The sequence below is a fragment of the Nocardia sp. NPDC087230 genome (assembly GCF_044744725.1).
Lineage (GTDB): Bacteria > Actinomycetota > Actinomycetes > Mycobacteriales > Mycobacteriaceae > Nocardia > Nocardia canadensis.
This window is the reverse complement of sequence record NZ_JBIUYV010000009.1, coordinates 34,671-51,073: the sequence shown is the minus strand read 5'-3', so window position 1 is coordinate 51,073 and position 16,403 is coordinate 34,671. Positions and strand designations below refer to the sequence as shown.

The following is a 16,403-nucleotide window of genomic DNA, read 5'->3' as shown; positions in this document are numbered from 1 at the left end:
ACCGGGTTTCAGCCCTGGCCGATGCGCCACTACACCCCTGCGGCCGGATGATTCGCCGTGATCAGCAGGTGAGGTTGGCCGCGCCGTACGAGGAGAACGACACGTGCACGTGGTCGTAGTGGTTCTGGGTCGGGCTGCCCCGGTCCTCCATGTAGGACCAGCCGCCGCCGTCGTTGTAACGCTGCTGCCAGATCACATAGGTGACGCCGAAGCGCGCCTTGTTGGCCAGCACGAACGCGGCGATCGCGTCACCCTGCGCGGGGTTGGAGGTCATGATGTCGAGCGCGAGACCCGCGCCGTGGTCACCGTCGAATCGTCCGTTGGCGCCGCCGATGTCGTCGAGCCCGAACATCTTCTGCACCATGTGGCTGACCTGCGCGACGTGGGGCTGGGTGCCCTTCCACTCCGTCGAGCACAGGTACTTCAGCTTCGAGGCCGACAGCGTCGCCGACTCGTCGTCCGCCGCGACCGGCGCCGGCGCGATGGTCGGTTCGTCGTGGGTCAGCGCGGGCAGGACGTCGACCTCGACCGCGGACGGCGTGTGCGGCACGACGGCCGCGACCTGCTGTACTTCGGTTCCACCCGGCCGGAACGCCATCCAGAGCATGCCGGGAACCGTTGCTGCGAGGCTGCACACAGCCAACGACATGCGCCCCGTCGGAGGAGCGGGGGTGCGATGTTGACCAGGCACTTTATCAATCACCAGCTACTGTCGAGAACAAGGTCACTGCCAGATTACGAAATGGTCGCGAAAAAGTCACGCTCGTGCGACGGGTTGCGCACGATCGGACCAGTATCCCTCACCGATCGCGATCATGCGGCCCTTACGTCCCCGCGGAGTACGCTCATTTTCATCCGCGTCGGTGAGACGACCTGGAGGTCGGCGATGGACGTACTTCTCGGAATCGGCACGCGCAAGGGATTGTTCCTGGCCCGCAGCTCGGACGACCGGGCGAGCTGGACGGTGAGCCCGCCCCAATTCCCGGTCGCCGATGTGAAAGCCCTGGCCATCGACACCCGCCGCACGCCACCACGTCTGCTCGCGGGTGTCCTCAACAGCCACTTCGGCCCGACGCTGGTCTCCAGCGACGACCTCGGCGCGACCTGGACCGAACCCGACGACGCCCCACTGGCCTTCCCCGCCGACACCGACGCCGCACTCGAGGGTGTCTGGCAGATCGCCCCCGCCACCGCCGCCGAACCCGAGGTGGTCTACGCGGGCGTCGAACCGTCGGCGCTGTTCCGTTCCACCGACGGCGGAAGGACTTTCACGCTGGTCAGCGGCCTGTGGGACCATCCCCACCGGCCGCAGTGGGCGCCGGGCGGCGGCGGTCTCGCACTGCACACCGTCCTTCCCCATCCCACCGACACCCAGCGCCTGGCCGTGGCCATGTCGACCGGCGGCGTCTACCAGACCGCCGACGGCGGCGCCTCCTGGACACCGACCAACAAGGGCGTCACCGCCGACTTCATGCCCGGCGAGCTGCCCGAATGGGGCCAGTGCGTGCACAAGGTCGCCCGCGACGCCGAAACCCCCAGCACCCTCTACCTCCAGAACCACGGCGGCGTCTTCCGCAGCACCGACGACGGCACCACCTGGCAGTCCATCGACGCCGACCTCCCCCCGTCGAACTTCGGCTTCCCCATCGTCGCCCACCCCCGCCGCCCCGGCGTCATCTACACCTTCCCCCTCGTCGCCGACATGGACCGCTTCCGCTTCCCACCCGACGCCACCTGCGCGGTCTACCGCAGCGACGACGCGGGCCGCACCTGGACCGCGACAACGAACGGCCTACCGACGGTGCCCTTCTGGGCCTCCGTCCTGCGCGACGCCATGACCACCGACGACGCCGACCCCACCGGCATCTACTTCGGCACCCGCAACGGCGAGGTCTACTGCAGCCGCGACGAAGGCGACCACTGGCACCTCGTCGCCGACAAACTCCCCGACGTCCTCTGCGTCCGCGCCGCCGTCATCGGCTGACCCATGGCCCGCGTCCTGCTCCCCTCCGCCCTGCGCCCCTACGCGAACGGCGCGCGCGAACTCGACATCGACGGCCCCACCCTCGGCCACGTCCTCGACACCCTCCGCGACCGGTCCCCCGCCCTGGAACGCCGCCTCCGCGACGAACGCGGCACCCTGCGCCGCTACGTCAACTTCTACATCGACGGCGACGAATGCCGCACCTTGCACGGCGTGGACACCCCCCTGACCACCACCACCGAACTGATGATCATCCCCGCCGTCGCCGGCGGCTGACCCTCACAACCCGTACTTGCGCACGAACTCCTCGGTGAGATCCACCGAGGGAACCCCCTGATCCACACCCCGCGTCTCGATCGTCGTCTCTTCGATGAGCTCCGAAGGCTCCGGCGGAAGTTCCCGCCACCTCGCCCGCGGATCGTGCTGCTCGGACATCTCAGCTCCCCTCGTCCCCCTCCAGAGTAAACGGAAGTGGTTACCTCCGTGGGCCGTCGAGACGCGCGGGCTTGGTAGCCCGCGACTACGCTACTTCCCTGCCGGAGACACATCGGTCACTGACAAGGGGAGTTCAGTTCCATGGGGGATCTACACAGCACCACGCCGGACGACCGCCCAACCGCGACGCTCCCCACCCTGGAGCGTCCACTCGGCCGCCTGCCCCGCACCCGCGCGACAGCCGCCGCGACCGGCACCGGCCTGCTGATCGGCGGTGTCCTCCTCGCCCTCTACAGCTGGTTCGGCGCCACCACACGCCCCGTGAGCACGACGCTGGCCCAGCCCGCGCAGTTCGCCGCCGTCGCCGGCGTGCTCGGCACCGTCGTGCTCGCGATCGTCGTCGCCGCATGGTTCACCGGACGGCGACGCAGGATCGATCTGTGGAACAGCCAGCACGCCTGGGAACTTCGCGCCGGCGGTGCGGTCGTGCTGGTGCTCTTGATCCTCGTCGGCATGTCCTGGAGTCGGCATCTGCCCAGCAGCTTCTCGGAGATCCGCGCGGACTATCCCTACTTCGACCAACTCCCCACGGCAGTCGGCGCGATCGCGCTCGTGGGCGTAGGCGCGATTCTCGCCCTGCTGCTCACGATTCACATGGGCCTGGCCAGAACCGTCAGCCGCCGCATTCTCTCGATCGCCGTCACCGCCGGGTTGGCGGTATCGACCGCCGTCGCAGTCACCGCCGTACGCGCGGGCGACGACAGCGCCAACATCGACCACCTGACGGTCGCCGAGGCTCCGATCGCCCCCGTTCCCGGCCGGATCACGGCCGAGGCGTATCGCCTCCAACTGCCCCCGACCAACGAACGACGGGAGTCCACTGGCCGCCAAGTACTCGCGGCGGGAACAGGATTCGTCGTCGTCAGCATCGACGGCGTGCGCGCCTACGACGGCGCGACCGGCGGACCACGCTGGCACTATCTGCGCCGACCGCAGTCCGGCCATCGCGTCATGTGGCCCGATTCGGGCGCCGCGTTCACGACTGCCGACCGCTCGGTCCTGATCACCCGCTGGTTCGCCGAAGACACCACGACACGTATCGCTTTCGATGCCGTGACCGGCCGGCTCCTCTGGACCTCCGAAGACCACAACGATTACACGGCCGACTATCCCGACGTTGCCCGCAGGGTGATCAGCGCAACCACCGCCACCGACCTCCTGGTCGAAACCGACGACGCAGTCACGGGATACGACGCCCGCACCGCCGCCCGGCGCTGGACGGTCGCTCTCCCCACCGCCGGCTGCACCCCGGACGAGGGGAAGACGCTGGCATCGGACCGAGCCGTGTACCGGCTGTACCGCTGCGGTGAATCGACCCGCCGTCTCTTCGCGATCGACACCACCACAGGCACGCTGGTCGGATCCCGCGATATCTCCACCCGCAACAGTCCCTCGGCCTCGCTGCTCGAGAACACGTTGCGAATCAGCTGGTACCAGCACGAGGACCAGGGCAACTACTACCTACTCGTCGACCGCGCCGACCGAATATCGACTGCCCCGATCCGTACCGCAGGCAGCCCCTTCGCCGCCGACCCCAACGGTCCGGAGGTGCTGGTCGCGATGCCGGAGCCCGAAGGCCCACAGCACAGCAAATACGCCGGGATGACGACAACCGACAGCATCGACCTCCGACGGATACCCGGCATGACACCGGGATACGAAGGCATCGACGGCGACTACTTCTACTTTCTCGCCGACGAATTCGTCGATCTGAACTTCGGTGGCTCCACCCACGAACTGTCGATCCGGGACCGCCGAACCCTGCTTCCCACCAGCACGATTCCCATCACCAACCCCTGCCGCCCCGGTCTCGCCCAGCCCACGCTGATGCGCGCCTCGTCAACCGTCCTGGTCGTGTGCCAGAACAACGAGGCGATCGGCAACGCCACCCTCGACATCATCGGCTTCCGATAACAGTCCAGCCCCGACGCCGACGCACCCTCCCATATCCGACAGTGATCCTCGCCGCCGAAGAAGCGGCGGCGATCACCCACAGCTATCGTGTAATCGCCACTGCCACAACACCATCGAAGGAGCCCGACGGTGCCGGACCGCCTCGACCAGCTGACCGCGACCCTCGGAGCCCCTCCCCCGGCGGAGTTCGCGACCCTCGATGCCGACGACCTCACCCGCCTCCACGGTCTCACCGAATCGGCACTGGCCGCCCGCAAGGCCGCCATGGACGACGCCCTCGGCGCGGGAATGCACCTGATCCCCCGGCTGGCCCGCCCCGCCGTCCGAAAGGTCCTAGGACTATGAGCAGCATGCGGCACACCCTGGCCGAGATCGCGAAACTCGCCCGTGTCCTCGACGTCGACCCCGCCGAACTGAACTTCCTGACCACCCGATCTCCTTCGGCGATCAAGGCTTTCCGCGACCAGGTCAGCGACGAGATGTCCGGCCGCGACGTCCTCCGCATGCAACGCGTCGCCGCCGCGGTGAAACTGGTCCCCAAGCCGATCGCCGCGCTCGTCGCCGAAAAGGCACTCGGCCCCGCCCTGGCCGCCGCCGTCGCCGGCGCGGTCGAACCGGCCCGCGCGGTCGGGATCGCCGAATCCCTGTCCCCCAAGTTCCTCGCCGACGCCACCGTCCTGCTCGATCCGAAACGCGCCGCCGAAGTCATCGCCCGCGTCCCCGACACCATGGCCGCCGAGGTAGCCAAGGAACTCATCGCCCGCGGCGACTACCTCACCATGGGCCGCCTCGCCGGCGCCATGCCCGACTCCATCCTGTTCGCCGCCCTCCCGCAAGCCACCGACAGCGACATCCTCCAGGTCGGCCTCCACCTGGAAGACAGCTCCCAGGCCGAACGCCTCCTGAACATGGTCACCGACCGCGTCCCCGGCATGGTCACCACCATGTACGCCGAGGAGAAATGGGCCGACGCCATCTCCCTCCTCGACCTCATCGGCCCCGAGGAACGCGCCCGCATGGCCGACATCGTCGCCGAACAAGACGACGAGATCCTCGACGGCCTCCTCACCGCCGTCACCGAACTCGACGCCTGGGACGCCCTCCTCCCCGTCGCCGCCGGCATGGCCATCACCGGCTTGCAACGCCTGGCCCAGCGCCCGGTCATGCACGACCCCGCCACCCTGGAACGAGTCTCCGACATCTCCCTGGCCCAGGGCCTCTGGCTCGATCTCCTCCCCCTGGTCCCCCACCTCGATCACAACCAGCAACGCTGCATCGCCCGACGAGTCCTCGCCGAAGACGACACCGCCCTCCGCGACCTGATCCTCCTCGCCAGCCCCGCAGCCCCCACCATGCTCCCCCTGGCCCTGATCATCGACGGCGAACCCCGAACCCGCGTCCTCACCCTCCTCGACGGCCTCCCCGAACTCGACTCCCTCGTCGAACTCCTCGGCACCGGCGACGCCACCGCCTGGGAAACCATCGTGTCCGTCAACGACGAACTCCCCGACCGCGTCCGCAAACTCCTGGTTGTGCAGGCCCGTACCTGCGGCCTCGACGAAGTCGCCGCGGCATTGTCGAACGAGTCCTAGACGCCAGCTGTTGACCCCACACCGCTCCCTCACTAGCCTTCCGGCAAGGGGGACACATGAGTGGTACCGGAAATCTGGACCTGCCTGTCGCGGAATTGGTTTCGACCATCCAGCGGCTCGTGACCGAGACCGAGACAGTTCGATACGACTGGAACTCGCTGTCTACCGAGATGCACGGCGCCGAGCCGGGTTGGGGCGGTGAATCGACAACCGCCGCCGCGACCCTCGACGCCGCCTTCGACACTGTCGGATCCGCGCTGCTGACGGTCCTGACCGGGTTCACCGAGGCCGTCATATCCAGCATCGACTCGCTCGCCGCGGTCGACGGCTCGACGGCGGCGGCCCTGACCGCTCAGACGGGCGCCTGATGGCCGCGACCTGGTCCGACGTGATCTCCTGGAACTCCGACACACTGATGACCGCGGTCCGCGCATTGTCCCGCCGCAGCCAATCGGTGCGCGATTTCGAGGGCTACATCGATCGCGCCTCCGCGTTCCCCGACTGGACCGGCGCGACCAAGGATGCCGCGCAACAGAATCTGCTGACGTCGAAGAACGAACTCAGCCGAATCGCCGGAATCGTCGAACCACTCAAACAGGTCGCGATCAACCGTGCCGACACCATGGATCGACTCCGAACACGAGCGACCGATCTCGAAACCTGGGCAACGACAGAAGGATTCGAAATCGCCGCGGACGGGTCGGTGACGGACAGCTGGAAACGCGACGGACGCGACACCGACCTGACCGACTCCGAACGCACCCGACGCACAACGGTGCAATCGGACATCGTCGCCTCGGTCACGGCCATCATCGCCGACGCGAACACCGACGACCAGACCACCGCCGCGGCACTCCGAACCGCCGCCACCGAATTGGGCGGCGGCCTCGACCCGGCGGGGCAACCCGTTGTCGTCACCACCGACAAGACCGTCGTGATCAAGACAGGCGACGGCGACGACGATGTCGACGTCCACGAAGACCCGAACACCCACATCGTGACCGTCACCGTGAACGGCAAGGAGTACAAGTTCGAAGGCCGGCAAGCCCAGAACATCACACTCTTCACCGAAGGCGGCAACGACAAGATCTCCGTCGACGCGGGCACCCAGGTCGGATTGAAGCTCGAAGGCGGCGCGGGAAACGACAAGGTCCAAGGCGGCGGCGGTAAGGACTACATCAACGGAGCCTCCGGCGACGACATCCTCGGCGGCGGCACCGGTGACGACGTCATCTACGGCGGCGAGGGCAACGACACCCTCTTCGGCGGCGACGGCAACGACTACGTCGAAGGCTCGGCCGGTGACGACACCGTCTTCGGCGGTTTCGGCAACGACACCGTCTCGGGCGGCGCCGGCAACGATCGCCTCCAGTCGGGCGGCGGCGACGACAAGGTCTACACCGGCGCCGGTACCGACGCGGTCGGCAACGACGGAGGCAACGACACCATCTACGCCCAGGACGGCGAGGATTCCGTCGGCGCCGCCGGCCAGAACGGCAGCAACAACGTCGTGAACGTGGTGCTCAGCGACATACCCGACAAAGTCACCGTCACCGGATCCCCGGAATTCCAGGATCGCGTACGAGCTGACTTGGAGTTCATGCGGTCATCGCCGATCGGGCAACAGATGCTCGCGAGCCTGGGCGAAACCCCGCACAGCGTCACGATCATCGAAGGAGCGGCCGGATCGGACTCCGCCAGAGCGACAGATCCCGCCGCAGCGGATCTCGGCGCCGACGGCAATCCAGGCGCCGGTACCTCGTCGACGATCACTTACAACCCACGCGGCACATCGTTCTCCGAGGTCAGCTCCGCGTACGCTGGAACGCCGTACGACAACCACCCACCGATCACGACCCTCTACCACGAAGCCGCGCACGCCTACGACGAAACGCATGGCACAATGCGGCCGACGTCCGATGTCTACACCGGCACCGACGCGGTCGACCGCCAGTACCCGAACAAGTACTCGCCCACCGGCGAAGGCATGTTCGAACGCGAACGGGTCGCCGTCGGCCTGACCATCGACCACGACAACGACCCCAGCACACCGGAACAGTTCGCCGACGAGAGCGAGCATCCCTCGGTGCTGACCGAGAACGCACTACGAGACGAACTGGGAATCCCCCGCCGAGAACACTACGCACCCGGGAAGTGATCAGTACTCCCATGAACATACGACGGGTCCTCTTCGCATCGTCGATCCTCGTCCTCACCGGGTGCACCCAAGAGCACATCGACTCGGCTACGCGATACTCGGCGATTCCAACCACCTCGCCACAACCATCGTCCACTCCGATCGACGAGAACCGATACCAGTGGTGCGAACCCGCCCCGGCGCAGTGGGACGAAAGACTGGGGCTGACTGTGGACATCACGAAAACCCCAACGGAACTGATCATCCGCTACACCGCGACCAACAACCGAACCAGCCCCGTCTACGCGATCAACCGAATCCAGCAGGACACCGGCTCGGCCGCCCCTCGCGAGAGGCATTTCGTCGTACCCCGCACCGATGGTGTCGTCGAGATCAGCCAGCGACAATTCCTGTACCGATCACCGAATTGCCTAGTGCCGAGATCGATCCCGCTCCCGCCCCCACTGGCAACCCGAATCGAACCCGGATCCACTCTGACCGACAGGATTCACGTGCCGCTGCCATTGCGTGTAGTCCACCCGGAAGGACCTTCGGCGACGGAAAACCTGCCGCCTCTGACGGGCCCTCCGTATTCGATCTCGTTCTGCCTCGGCTTCTCGTCGACAGCCGGCCCTGCCCCTCGCGACGTCGACGGCGAATCCCTGTACACCGGCTTGCCCGGCGGGCAGGAGACGATCGCCTGCAGTACCCCTCTCCTACTGCCGTGATTCGCCCGGGCGCCCCGCTCCCCCACGGCATCGTCGTGCGTGCGCGGTGAGATAGCTGCCACCGGATTCAATTGGGGGATATCGTGTTCCGTCCGCATCGCGTTGCCGTACAACACAGCTCGGTCATCACGACCGACCACACCGCCCGTCCGAATGCGGTGACGACATGACCGATCTCATCGTCGACGTCGGCAGCCTGACCGGATTCCACCTGGACCTCGAGGACGCCCGAACCAACCTCGCGTCGAACACCACACGACTGCTTCCAGCAGTGACGCTCCCGCCCGGGGCATCTGGGGTAATCGCCACCCTGACACCCGCGTTCGAGAAGTTCCACGTCGCGATATCGGCAGCGCAACAATCGGACCTGGCGGCCATCGACACACTCCGCACGACCTTGACCACGGCGGCGAACGAGTACGGGTCCACCGACGATGCGACGGCAACCGCGCTGTCAACGACCTCCACGAACGCCCATGGTGGCTCCGATACAGCAACCGGATCCAGCGCTACCGTGAAACGCTTCGGCGGACTGCAGTTGCCCACTCTCCCGGACACCCCGGAGGATGCCTACACATTGCGCGCGGTTGTGGTCAGCGCGATCGAGCAGATAGCCGGATACGACGAAGCATTGAGTGCGGCGATCGGCATGAAGCCCGCCGCAGACTATCTGACACCGCTGGAAGCCGACTGGGAGACGCTGCAGGCTATCGGCCGACGCATCGGCAGCCTCAGCATCAACGACTATGTGGCGTCACAGAACCTCACCGAAGGCACGCGATGGCTGCAGAACAGTTGGCAGGGCGACGCCTCTACCGCCTTCGGATCGAGCACGTCCACCCTGGCGCAGACGGTCACGGGGCGAAGTGACGACCTGAACGCCGTGTCGAAGATCGTCGAGAACGGCGGCGCATGTCTCGAGCGCCTGGTCTACAGCCAGGCGATGGCCTTGGCCGGCGGAGTCATGCAGTCGATGAGCTTCTTCGGCTTCAGTCTCCGATTCGGTGCCCGGCGCTCGTCGATCGTGCACTCGATACGGTTTGAGCCAGCACCACGTCGGATGCGCTCACAGCACCGACATCCGCGATGGCGCACGGGTGGAACCTACTGTACTCTCCAGCCCAGATCGCTGAACTACTAAGGGGGAGTGGGCATCACATGCGATTTGCGATAGCGCATATACACCGCCGGCTATCTCGTCCAGGCCTGGACCATGGCTGAACTATCGGTAGAGTCGACTCAGCTCAACGGCTTCAGGCTGGACTTGCAGGACATCGGTTCGAACTTCTCCGCCAACGCCTCGCGCCTGATGCCCGAGATCCGGCTACCCGAGGGCGTCGCGGGTCTTCTCGCCGAGGTATCGCCGCCACTCGAGCGGTTCCACGTCGCGGTCGAGGCCGCGCAACGCACGGATCAAACCGCTATCCAGGACCTCGCCGACAATCTCTCGACTGCGGCAACCTCCTATCAAGCAACAGACCAGAACAATGCGTACGCCTTGGCGAGCGTCGGAGGAGATAGCCGCTCCGGCGATCAGCTGGGCACTGGCGACAGCGTGCGATACCCGTCGCTGCAACTTCCAGCACTCACCAACACCGACTCTGTCACGTACTCGGTCCGCCAGACCGTGACCTCCGCCATCGAGTCGATCTCGTGCTACGACGCCGCGATCATGGCCGCTGTCGGCGTCCAGCCGGCAGCCGATCTCCTGAAGCCATTGGAGGCCGACTGGGAGTCACTGAAGACCGCCGGCAAGCTGGTCCGGCTGATCGGGATCAACGACTACGTCGCCTCCCAGAACCTTTCCGGCGGTACGACCTGGCTGCGGAGCAGTTGGTCCGGCAACGCCGCGCAGGCCTTCGAGGCGAGCTCGAGCACGACTGCGATGACGCTGACCAACCGCAGCGACGACATGGAGGCTGTCTGTCAGATAGTCGAGGCCGCCGCCACCTTTCTAGAACGACTCGTCCACAACCAAGCGACGGAACTCAGTGGCGGCCTCGCCAAGTCGATCACGCTGCTCGATTTCACATTCCCGTTGGGAGTTTGGGCTCAAGCATTGGCGGAGCCGATCCAGGAATCGTATCGCTCGACGATCTCCTCCGAGTTGGACGTCCTCATCGCGGCCGCTCGTGCTCGTCAGGACCAGATACGAGACGCGATCGGAAAAGTGTCCCAAGCATTGGAGTACACGTCAGGCCGGGTCCCTCCGGCCTTTGCGCCCGACGATTTCACTGCTCCGGGCTGGGCCATCGCTGACATGGGAACTAGGCGATACGGTTACAGCGACAACGTTTGGTGGGAGAACAGCCTTGCATCCACCGCCTGATCCGCCGAAGAAGAATCCGGCCGCGTATGGATCACGCACTGGAATCGCCGACAAGATCGAAGCCAGGACTTACAAGACCGTCGACGCTTTCTTCGCTCTACAATATTTTCAGGGCGCCGGCTACACCTTCTCAGCGGACCTCTTCAAATTCTACCTGTCGAACCCTGGACCGAACTCCGACTTCACCATAAAATCCGAACATTTCCAAAAAGCGGTGAACACAACGAACGTCCGGGACACCGTCGCGTTGTGTCTCGACGGGATCGTCGAACAGGCGAGACTGGACCCACAGGTCGGTATCCTTCGAGAGCTCACCTCTGACTGGAAGGGCTGCGGACCCACCGAGGATCCAGACGTCGAGTTCGGGATCGGGCACTTCGATGTGTCAGTCGGAAGCGACACAATCGTTCGTTCCAGAGACGACGGTCTATACGCCGAGTTGAGCTATAAGGTGTACATCTGGGATTACTACAACTTTGAAACAAAGAATTGGATTCCATTTGGCAACGTCAAACGAAACCAAGCCAACTCGGTTGGCAATCACATGCGCGAACTCGAAGAATTCGGGTGGGCACGAAGTTTCATAGCACGCGGACAATCCGACACCATACAGACCTGGACACAGAGGCTATGAAACGAAGACTGACCTATGCACTCCTCATCGCCGCGATAGGCGCGCAAATATTTGCACTGACAGCCTGCTCGAGCGAGCGCAAAGACCTCCTATCACTCGAGACCTGCGGCTCACTCGTGTTCCCAAACAGCGTCAAACTTGTCGAATTCGAGCAGCAGACAGGTTTCGGAGATGAAGTAGTTACCGCTGTGGTAGAAATCCCCGCCAACGAAATGGATGAGTTCAAGACCAAGTCAGGCCTTACCAAATTCATTGCCGGGGTGCCGAAAGATTGGAAGTACCACTGGCGGGATACGAAGAACCTCCCGCTGTTGGAATCGGAACATACCTTTCGCGCCGACGAAGGGCAAACCGCCCTGACCAGGTGGGTCGCCTATACGAGCAAGGACACATCCGAGATCGTCTTCATCCACGCCCTTTGCTAGCACCGCGTCAAGCGATGCCCGCATTGGCTGACACTGCCTCGACGCGGCATCAATCGTATGCGAAGCCCTGGCAGCCGGTGTGAACGTTGAACCGCTGCCCCGCCATTGCATGCCTGTCGCACGTCACACCACTGCCCACGTCCCTGATCCCGAGTAGGCGCTGGTGTCGAAGGAACCAATGCGACGGCGCAGATCTTCAACTATGTTGTCCAGCAATGGATTAGCGGCGCCTGGCACCAAGTGCGGCGACATCGACCAGGTTGGGGGAACCATGGCCAATATCCGACGTGAGCGGCGCCTGCGCGCCGCTGAGCAGGCGCTCGCCGTCCAGACCCACTTGAGCTCGTCGGAACGTCGCGTGCTCACGGGCATTCTCGCCAGCGACGGCTGGCAGCTATTGGTCCGTACCACGGCGTTCCACCCAGGTAGGCCCACAGCTTTCGCGATCGGCTCCACCGGGGTGTTCGCCGTCGTGTTCGCCGCGACCATGCCGAACCCTTCCCACTTCGGTGAATTGCGCAAGCACGCCGAAGAACCGCTCGCGCGCCTGGCCCTCGACGACTTCCGTTTCGTCCCGCACATGGCCGAGATCGTCGTGGTACTCCCCGGCCGGGTCCGCCCCGAATCCGACGGTCGCGTTCACATCGTCGACGAACCTGGCTTCGTCGCCACCTTGACCGGAGGCGACCGGCGATACAAGCCTGCCCGCGCCGCCCAACTCGCAGCTTCCGGCATCGACAAGTACACGCACCTTCGACTCGATCTGATCGACGAATTCGACTCTCCAGCTGAGCTTTTCACCGATACCGACCTCAACGAGACAGAACGTGTCGCCGCCCTGTCCCGTCCGTTCAGCGACTGGATGACATTCCTCGACCCAGCTCAGCTCTCCTTGGTACACGCGAACTTCAATGGTCCCGCACGAATCAGCGGACCAGCCGGCACCGGCAAGTCCGTGGTCGCCCTGCACCGCATGGCGCACTGGGCCAAACGCAACCCGGGACGCCTGATGTTCACCACGTTCGTGAAAACCCTTCCCACCTTTCACGAACGCGGCTTCGCCCACCTGGCTCCGCGAGCGGCCGACCGCGCGCTCTTCACCGGCCTCCACGCCTGGACCCTCCGATTCCTCAAAGACCGGGACGTGCCGTTCAACCTCGACGAGGCGGCTGTCAATGCCTCCCTCGCGGATGCGTGGCGCCGTGTTCGCGACACCCTCACCGGCGTCAAAGGCACCGACTTCGGCTACTGGCACGACGAAATCGACCGCATCATCAAGGGTCGCGGGTTGCGCGACTCCGCGAGCTATCTGGCGGTACAGCGAACCGGTCGCGAGGGCATCAGCCTGCTGCCTTCGACGCGAAATACAGTCTGGGAAAACTGGTTCGCCCCCTACGAGGAAGGTCTCGCGGCGCGCGGCGCACACGACTTCAACGACCTCATCGCTCTCGCCGTCGAGGAATTGCGTGCCCGTCCCCTCATCGGCGACGAACGATTCGGCCTGGTCGTTGTCGACGAAGTCCAGGACTTCACTCTCCGCCAGCTCCAGCTCGTCTACGAAATCGCCGGTGCCCGTGAGGATTCCCAGCTGCTCCTGGTAGGCGACAGCCAGCAACGTGTGTATGTGGGCAGCTGCACCCTAGCCGAGGCAGGCATCCCGGTCCCCGGCGGCCGCGGCCGGATCCTGCGCACCAACTATCGCAACCGCGCCGCAGTCCTGTCCTATGTCCAGCGCATCGAAACCGCCGGCTCCGTCGACGACCTCAACGGCGGCGCAGGCGTCGTCATCCGCGAAAGCAACGCCACTCTCCCCGACGGCCACGTCGTCGAAACCCGACTCACCCACCGCGAATCACTCACCGTGCTCCCCCAGGCCATTCGCGACGCGAACCTGAAACCCGATGCCGACATCGCCGTCATCGTCTCCACCAGAAGCGACATCGAGCGCTACCTCACCGTCCTGCGCAGGGCGGGCCTGCGCGCCATGCCACTGGAGCACTACGACGGCACGCAACCGACCGACATCAAGGTCGGCACCGTCCACCGTGCCAAGGGCATGGACTTCACCGCCGTGTTCCTCCTCCTGGCGAATCCACCCACAACCCACCCCGGTGGGCGCGACGCCGACGCTCTCCGCTCCCGCCAGCACCTGGTGGCCGCCAGCCGAGCCCGGGACTACCTCTGGGTGTGCACACTGACCGACTGAAGGTCAGCAACGAGCTTCGACGAGCGCCCGAGTTCGCGACGGACTATCTCTCGATGACTGCGTTTGGGGAAGCGACGCCCGCCCCGTAACACGGCGTGCACGGGAACCGAATGCACTGCTGACGGCCGTCGCAGGGCTCATCTTGCTGCCGTTCAGGTACTGGCGTCTGCCCGCTCCGTGCCCTGACGGCTTGACTCAATCGCTTGGCGGATTCGGAGGAACTGCCGACGGGATTGAGCAGTCCCCGATGACGAGACCACCCGGGAATAGAGTCAGGCGATTTCGTTCGGTGTTCAGTTGGTCCCGCAGGCCACCGGGTGGTGGATGCAGGTGCAGGCCGCAGCGTACTCGGCCGGCGTCAGGTAGCCCAGCGCCGAGTGCCGATGCCACCGGTGGTGGTCGGCCTTGAAATCGCCGATCACCACCCGGGCCTCGAGCAAGCTGGTCCAGTGGTTGCGGTTCAAACACTCGGTCCGCAACCTACGGTTGAACGATTCGACGAACCCGTTGTTCCAGGGCGTGCCGGGCGGGATGTAGACGAGACCGACCTTGTCGGTGCAGAACCTTTGCAGTGCAACGGAAATGAACTCTGGCCCGTTGTCCATCCGCAGTACCTTCGGTGGCCCGCCTGCCGCCGCGAACACCTTCTCCAGTTCGGCGACGAGCCGATCAGCGGTGATCGAGCGTTCCACCACGTGCAGCAGCGATTCGCGGGTGTGTTCGTCGATCATCGACGCGATCTTCACCGCTCGCCCGTCGATGGTGGAATCGAACTGGAAGTCCAACGCCCAGACCACCCTCGGGGATCGGCATCGACCGTCGGCGCCGAGGAAACCCCGGCCCGTTTGCGGGGATGATGGTGTTGGCGGACCTGCAGCCTCTCCTCACGCCAGAGCCGGTGTGGACCTTCTTGATGTTGACGCCGGCGCCCTGATCGAACCGCAGGGCCGCCCAGGCGCGGCGGAATCCGTGGTCCTGATGTTTGACCGCATACGAGCGCAGCCACGCCCGCAAACCGGCGTCCGGATCGGTCGGGGTGTCCTTGACCGGCAGACGCCGGTAGGTCGACCGATTCAGCCCAACGACCCTGCACGCCAACCATTCCGGCATGCTCTTCACCTCACGAAGCATGTCCACGGCGCGGCGTTGGTCGCCGGGCTCAGAATCTTCCCTTGGCGATCTCCCGCAGCGCGTCCTTCTCCAGCTCAGCGTCGGCGAGCAGCCACTTGAGACGGGCGTTCTGCTCGCGCAGCTCCTTGAGCTCCTTGGCCGCGTCGGTGTCCACACCGCCGTACTGACGGCGCCAGTTGTACAAAGTGGCCGCCGATACCTTCAGCTCAGCCGCGGCTTCCTCGCCGGTCTTGCCGGCGGCGATCAGCTCGTCGGCACGGCGCAGCTGCCGCACCATCTCTTCCGCGGAGTGCCGCTTGCGTCCTGCCATGGTCTTCAGTGTCCCTCCTCGGCCTTCACCAGGCCAAACAGGACTCCAATACCGAGTGGTCTCATTCATTGTGAGCGGCCCACGACGTTCGCCAAGGTCTCCGAGAAGCTGTTCGCGCAGCTGCTCAACCATCGTGTCCTCCGGAATACCGCGCACGACGCCAGTTCGCCTGTCGAACTGCCCGCCGAGATCAGCCGCACCCAAGACGCATTGACCCGAAAGGGTCAGGTGATCATGTACAGCCCGCCCGGAACCGGGAAGACCACGTTGGCGCAATACACGAAGTGATCGCTCAGCTCGCCTTGAGCCTCAGCCCACTCACCATCGGCTTCGAGCATGAGGAGCGGGTCGATGAAGAGTTTGGTATCGATCGTGAGATGCGGATCGAACCAATCGTCTTGATCTGTTCGCTGGATTCCGTAGTGCTCAGAGAACCGCATGTGAGATTTCGTCCCTTCCAGAGTTCCCAGAAAAGACGCGTTCGACGAGCGATCTTCATCATTGCCTTCTGCCACGAC

Annotated in this window: 16 protein-coding genes and 1 pseudogene; 13 read left to right on the top strand and 4 right to left on the bottom strand. The window is 65.0% G+C overall.

Features of this window, described 5'->3' with window-relative positions:
- Positions 1-61 precede the first annotated feature (61 nt).
- The gene (locus tag ACIO52_RS25795; protein WP_218716435.1) at positions 62-607 is read right to left on the bottom strand and encodes a hypothetical protein; all 546 of its coding nucleotides are present in this window, start codon (positions 605-607) and stop codon (positions 62-64) included.
- Positions 608-886: 279 nt separating this feature from the next.
- Here ACIO52_RS25795 and ACIO52_RS25790 point away from each other — a divergent pair, with 279 nt between their 5' ends.
- Together ACIO52_RS25790 and ACIO52_RS25785 are read left to right on the top strand one after the other, a co-directional pair.
- Positions 887-1,984: a WD40/YVTN/BNR-like repeat-containing protein gene (locus ACIO52_RS25790; protein ID WP_402647432.1), complete on the top strand. Its 1,098-nt coding sequence runs from the start codon at positions 887-889 to the stop codon at positions 1,982-1,984.
- 3 nt (positions 1,985-1,987) lie between these two features.
- A complete protein-coding gene (locus tag ACIO52_RS25785; RefSeq protein ID WP_218716437.1) occupies positions 1,988-2,260 on the top strand; it encodes a MoaD/ThiS family protein in 273 nt (90 codons plus the stop codon).
- A 3-nt stretch (positions 2,261-2,263) separates the two neighbouring features.
- Here ACIO52_RS25785 and ACIO52_RS25780 read toward each other — a convergent pair whose 3' ends face one another.
- Positions 2,264-2,419 carry a hypothetical protein gene (locus ACIO52_RS25780; protein ID WP_218716438.1) on the bottom strand — a complete coding sequence of 52 codons (156 nt, stop codon included), beginning with the start codon at positions 2,417-2,419 and terminating at the stop codon, positions 2,264-2,266.
- 141 nt (positions 2,420-2,560) lie between these two features.
- Between ACIO52_RS25780 and ACIO52_RS25775 the strand changes: the two genes are divergently transcribed.
- The 11 genes from ACIO52_RS25775 to ACIO52_RS25725 all read left to right on the top strand — a co-directional run bounded on the left by ACIO52_RS25775 (position 2,561) and on the right by ACIO52_RS25725 (position 14,444).
- Positions 2,561-4,393, top strand: a complete 1,833-nt coding sequence (locus ACIO52_RS25775; protein ID WP_402647429.1) for a PQQ-binding-like beta-propeller repeat protein — start codon at positions 2,561-2,563, stop codon at positions 4,391-4,393.
- Between the two features lie 129 nt (positions 4,394-4,522).
- On the top strand, positions 4,523-4,738 hold the full coding sequence (locus ACIO52_RS25770) for a hypothetical protein (protein ID WP_218716440.1): 216 nt from the start codon (positions 4,523-4,525) through the stop codon (positions 4,736-4,738).
- Positions 4,735-5,985 carry a hypothetical protein gene (locus ACIO52_RS25765; RefSeq protein ID WP_402647425.1) on the top strand — a complete coding sequence of 417 codons (1,251 nt, stop codon included), beginning with the start codon at positions 4,735-4,737 and terminating at the stop codon, positions 5,983-5,985. Before ACIO52_RS25770 ends, ACIO52_RS25765 begins: the two co-directional genes overlap by 4 nt.
- Before the next feature lie 56 nt (positions 5,986-6,041).
- A complete protein-coding gene (locus ACIO52_RS25760) occupies positions 6,042-6,353 on the top strand; it encodes a hypothetical protein (RefSeq protein WP_316573266.1) in 312 nt (103 codons plus the stop codon).
- Complete coding sequence (locus ACIO52_RS25755; RefSeq protein ID WP_402647422.1) at positions 6,353-8,143, top strand: M91 family zinc metallopeptidase; 1,791 nt, start codon at positions 6,353-6,355, stop codon at positions 8,141-8,143. Before ACIO52_RS25760 ends, ACIO52_RS25755 begins: the two co-directional genes overlap by 1 nt.
- Positions 8,144-8,352: 209 nt before the next feature.
- Positions 8,353-8,850, top strand: coding sequence for a hypothetical protein (locus ACIO52_RS25750; protein ID WP_402647420.1), 498 nt, complete (start codon positions 8,353-8,355; stop codon positions 8,848-8,850).
- 166 nt (positions 8,851-9,016) lie between these two features.
- Complete coding sequence (locus tag ACIO52_RS25745; RefSeq protein WP_402647417.1) at positions 9,017-9,991, top strand: hypothetical protein; 975 nt, start codon at positions 9,017-9,019, stop codon at positions 9,989-9,991.
- Positions 9,992-10,063: 72 nt separating this feature from the next.
- The gene (locus ACIO52_RS25740) at positions 10,064-11,179 is read left to right on the top strand and encodes a type VII secretion target (RefSeq protein ID WP_402647414.1); all 1,116 of its coding nucleotides are present in this window, start codon (positions 10,064-10,066) and stop codon (positions 11,177-11,179) included.
- A complete protein-coding gene (locus ACIO52_RS25735) occupies positions 11,163-11,813 on the top strand; it encodes a hypothetical protein (RefSeq protein ID WP_218716446.1) in 651 nt (216 codons plus the stop codon). The genes ACIO52_RS25740 and ACIO52_RS25735 overlap by 17 nt, the downstream gene beginning before the upstream one ends.
- Positions 11,810-12,238: a hypothetical protein gene (locus tag ACIO52_RS25730; RefSeq protein ID WP_402647412.1), complete on the top strand. Its 429-nt coding sequence runs from the start codon at positions 11,810-11,812 to the stop codon at positions 12,236-12,238. Before ACIO52_RS25735 ends, ACIO52_RS25730 begins: the two co-directional genes overlap by 4 nt.
- Positions 12,239-12,440: 202 nt before the next feature.
- Positions 12,441-14,444, top strand: a complete 2,004-nt coding sequence (locus ACIO52_RS25725) for a UvrD-helicase domain-containing protein (protein WP_402647409.1) — start codon at positions 12,441-12,443, stop codon at positions 14,442-14,444.
- 293 nt (positions 14,445-14,737) lie between these two features.
- On the opposite strand, the pseudogene ACIO52_RS25720 reads toward ACIO52_RS25725, so the two are convergent.
- Both ACIO52_RS25720 and ACIO52_RS25715 read right to left on the bottom strand, forming a co-directional pair.
- Positions 14,738-15,885 (bottom strand): annotated as a pseudogene (locus ACIO52_RS25720) (IS3 family transposase).
- A 224-nt stretch (positions 15,886-16,109) separates the two neighbouring features.
- Complete coding sequence (locus ACIO52_RS25715) at positions 16,110-16,400, bottom strand: hypothetical protein (protein WP_402647407.1); 291 nt, start codon at positions 16,398-16,400, stop codon at positions 16,110-16,112.
- Positions 16,401-16,403: the final 3 nt, after the last annotated feature.

Bases quoted from the DNA above. Each gene is read 5' to 3' on its own strand.
- ACIO52_RS25785 (WP_218716437.1), top strand. From the start codon at position 1,988: ATGGCCCGCGTCCTGCTCCCCTCCGCCCTGCGCCCCTACGCGAACGGC.
- ACIO52_RS25795 (WP_218716435.1), bottom strand. From the start codon at position 607: ATGCTCTGGATGGCGTTCCGGCCGGGTGGAACCGAAGTACAGCAGGTC.
- ACIO52_RS25740 (WP_402647414.1), top strand. From the start codon at position 10,064: ATGGCTGAACTATCGGTAGAGTCGACTCAGCTCAACGGCTTCAGGCTG.
- ACIO52_RS25725 (WP_402647409.1), top strand. From the start codon at position 12,441: ATGTTGTCCAGCAATGGATTAGCGGCGCCTGGCACCAAGTGCGGCGAC.
- ACIO52_RS25780 (WP_218716438.1), bottom strand. From the start codon at position 2,419: ATGTCCGAGCAGCACGATCCGCGGGCGAGGTGGCGGGAACTTCCGCCG.
- ACIO52_RS25760 (WP_316573266.1), top strand. From the start codon at position 6,042: ATGAGTGGTACCGGAAATCTGGACCTGCCTGTCGCGGAATTGGTTTCG.
- ACIO52_RS25730 (WP_402647412.1), top strand. From the start codon at position 11,810: ATGAAACGAAGACTGACCTATGCACTCCTCATCGCCGCGATAGGCGCG.
- ACIO52_RS25755 (WP_402647422.1), top strand. From the start codon at position 6,353: ATGGCCGCGACCTGGTCCGACGTGATCTCCTGGAACTCCGACACACTG.
- ACIO52_RS25765 (WP_402647425.1), top strand. From the start codon at position 4,735: ATGAGCAGCATGCGGCACACCCTGGCCGAGATCGCGAAACTCGCCCGT.
- ACIO52_RS25790 (WP_402647432.1), top strand. From the start codon at position 887: ATGGACGTACTTCTCGGAATCGGCACGCGCAAGGGATTGTTCCTGGCC.
- ACIO52_RS25775 (WP_402647429.1), top strand. From the start codon at position 2,561: ATGGGGGATCTACACAGCACCACGCCGGACGACCGCCCAACCGCGACG.
- ACIO52_RS25745 (WP_402647417.1), top strand. From the start codon at position 9,017: ATGACCGATCTCATCGTCGACGTCGGCAGCCTGACCGGATTCCACCTG.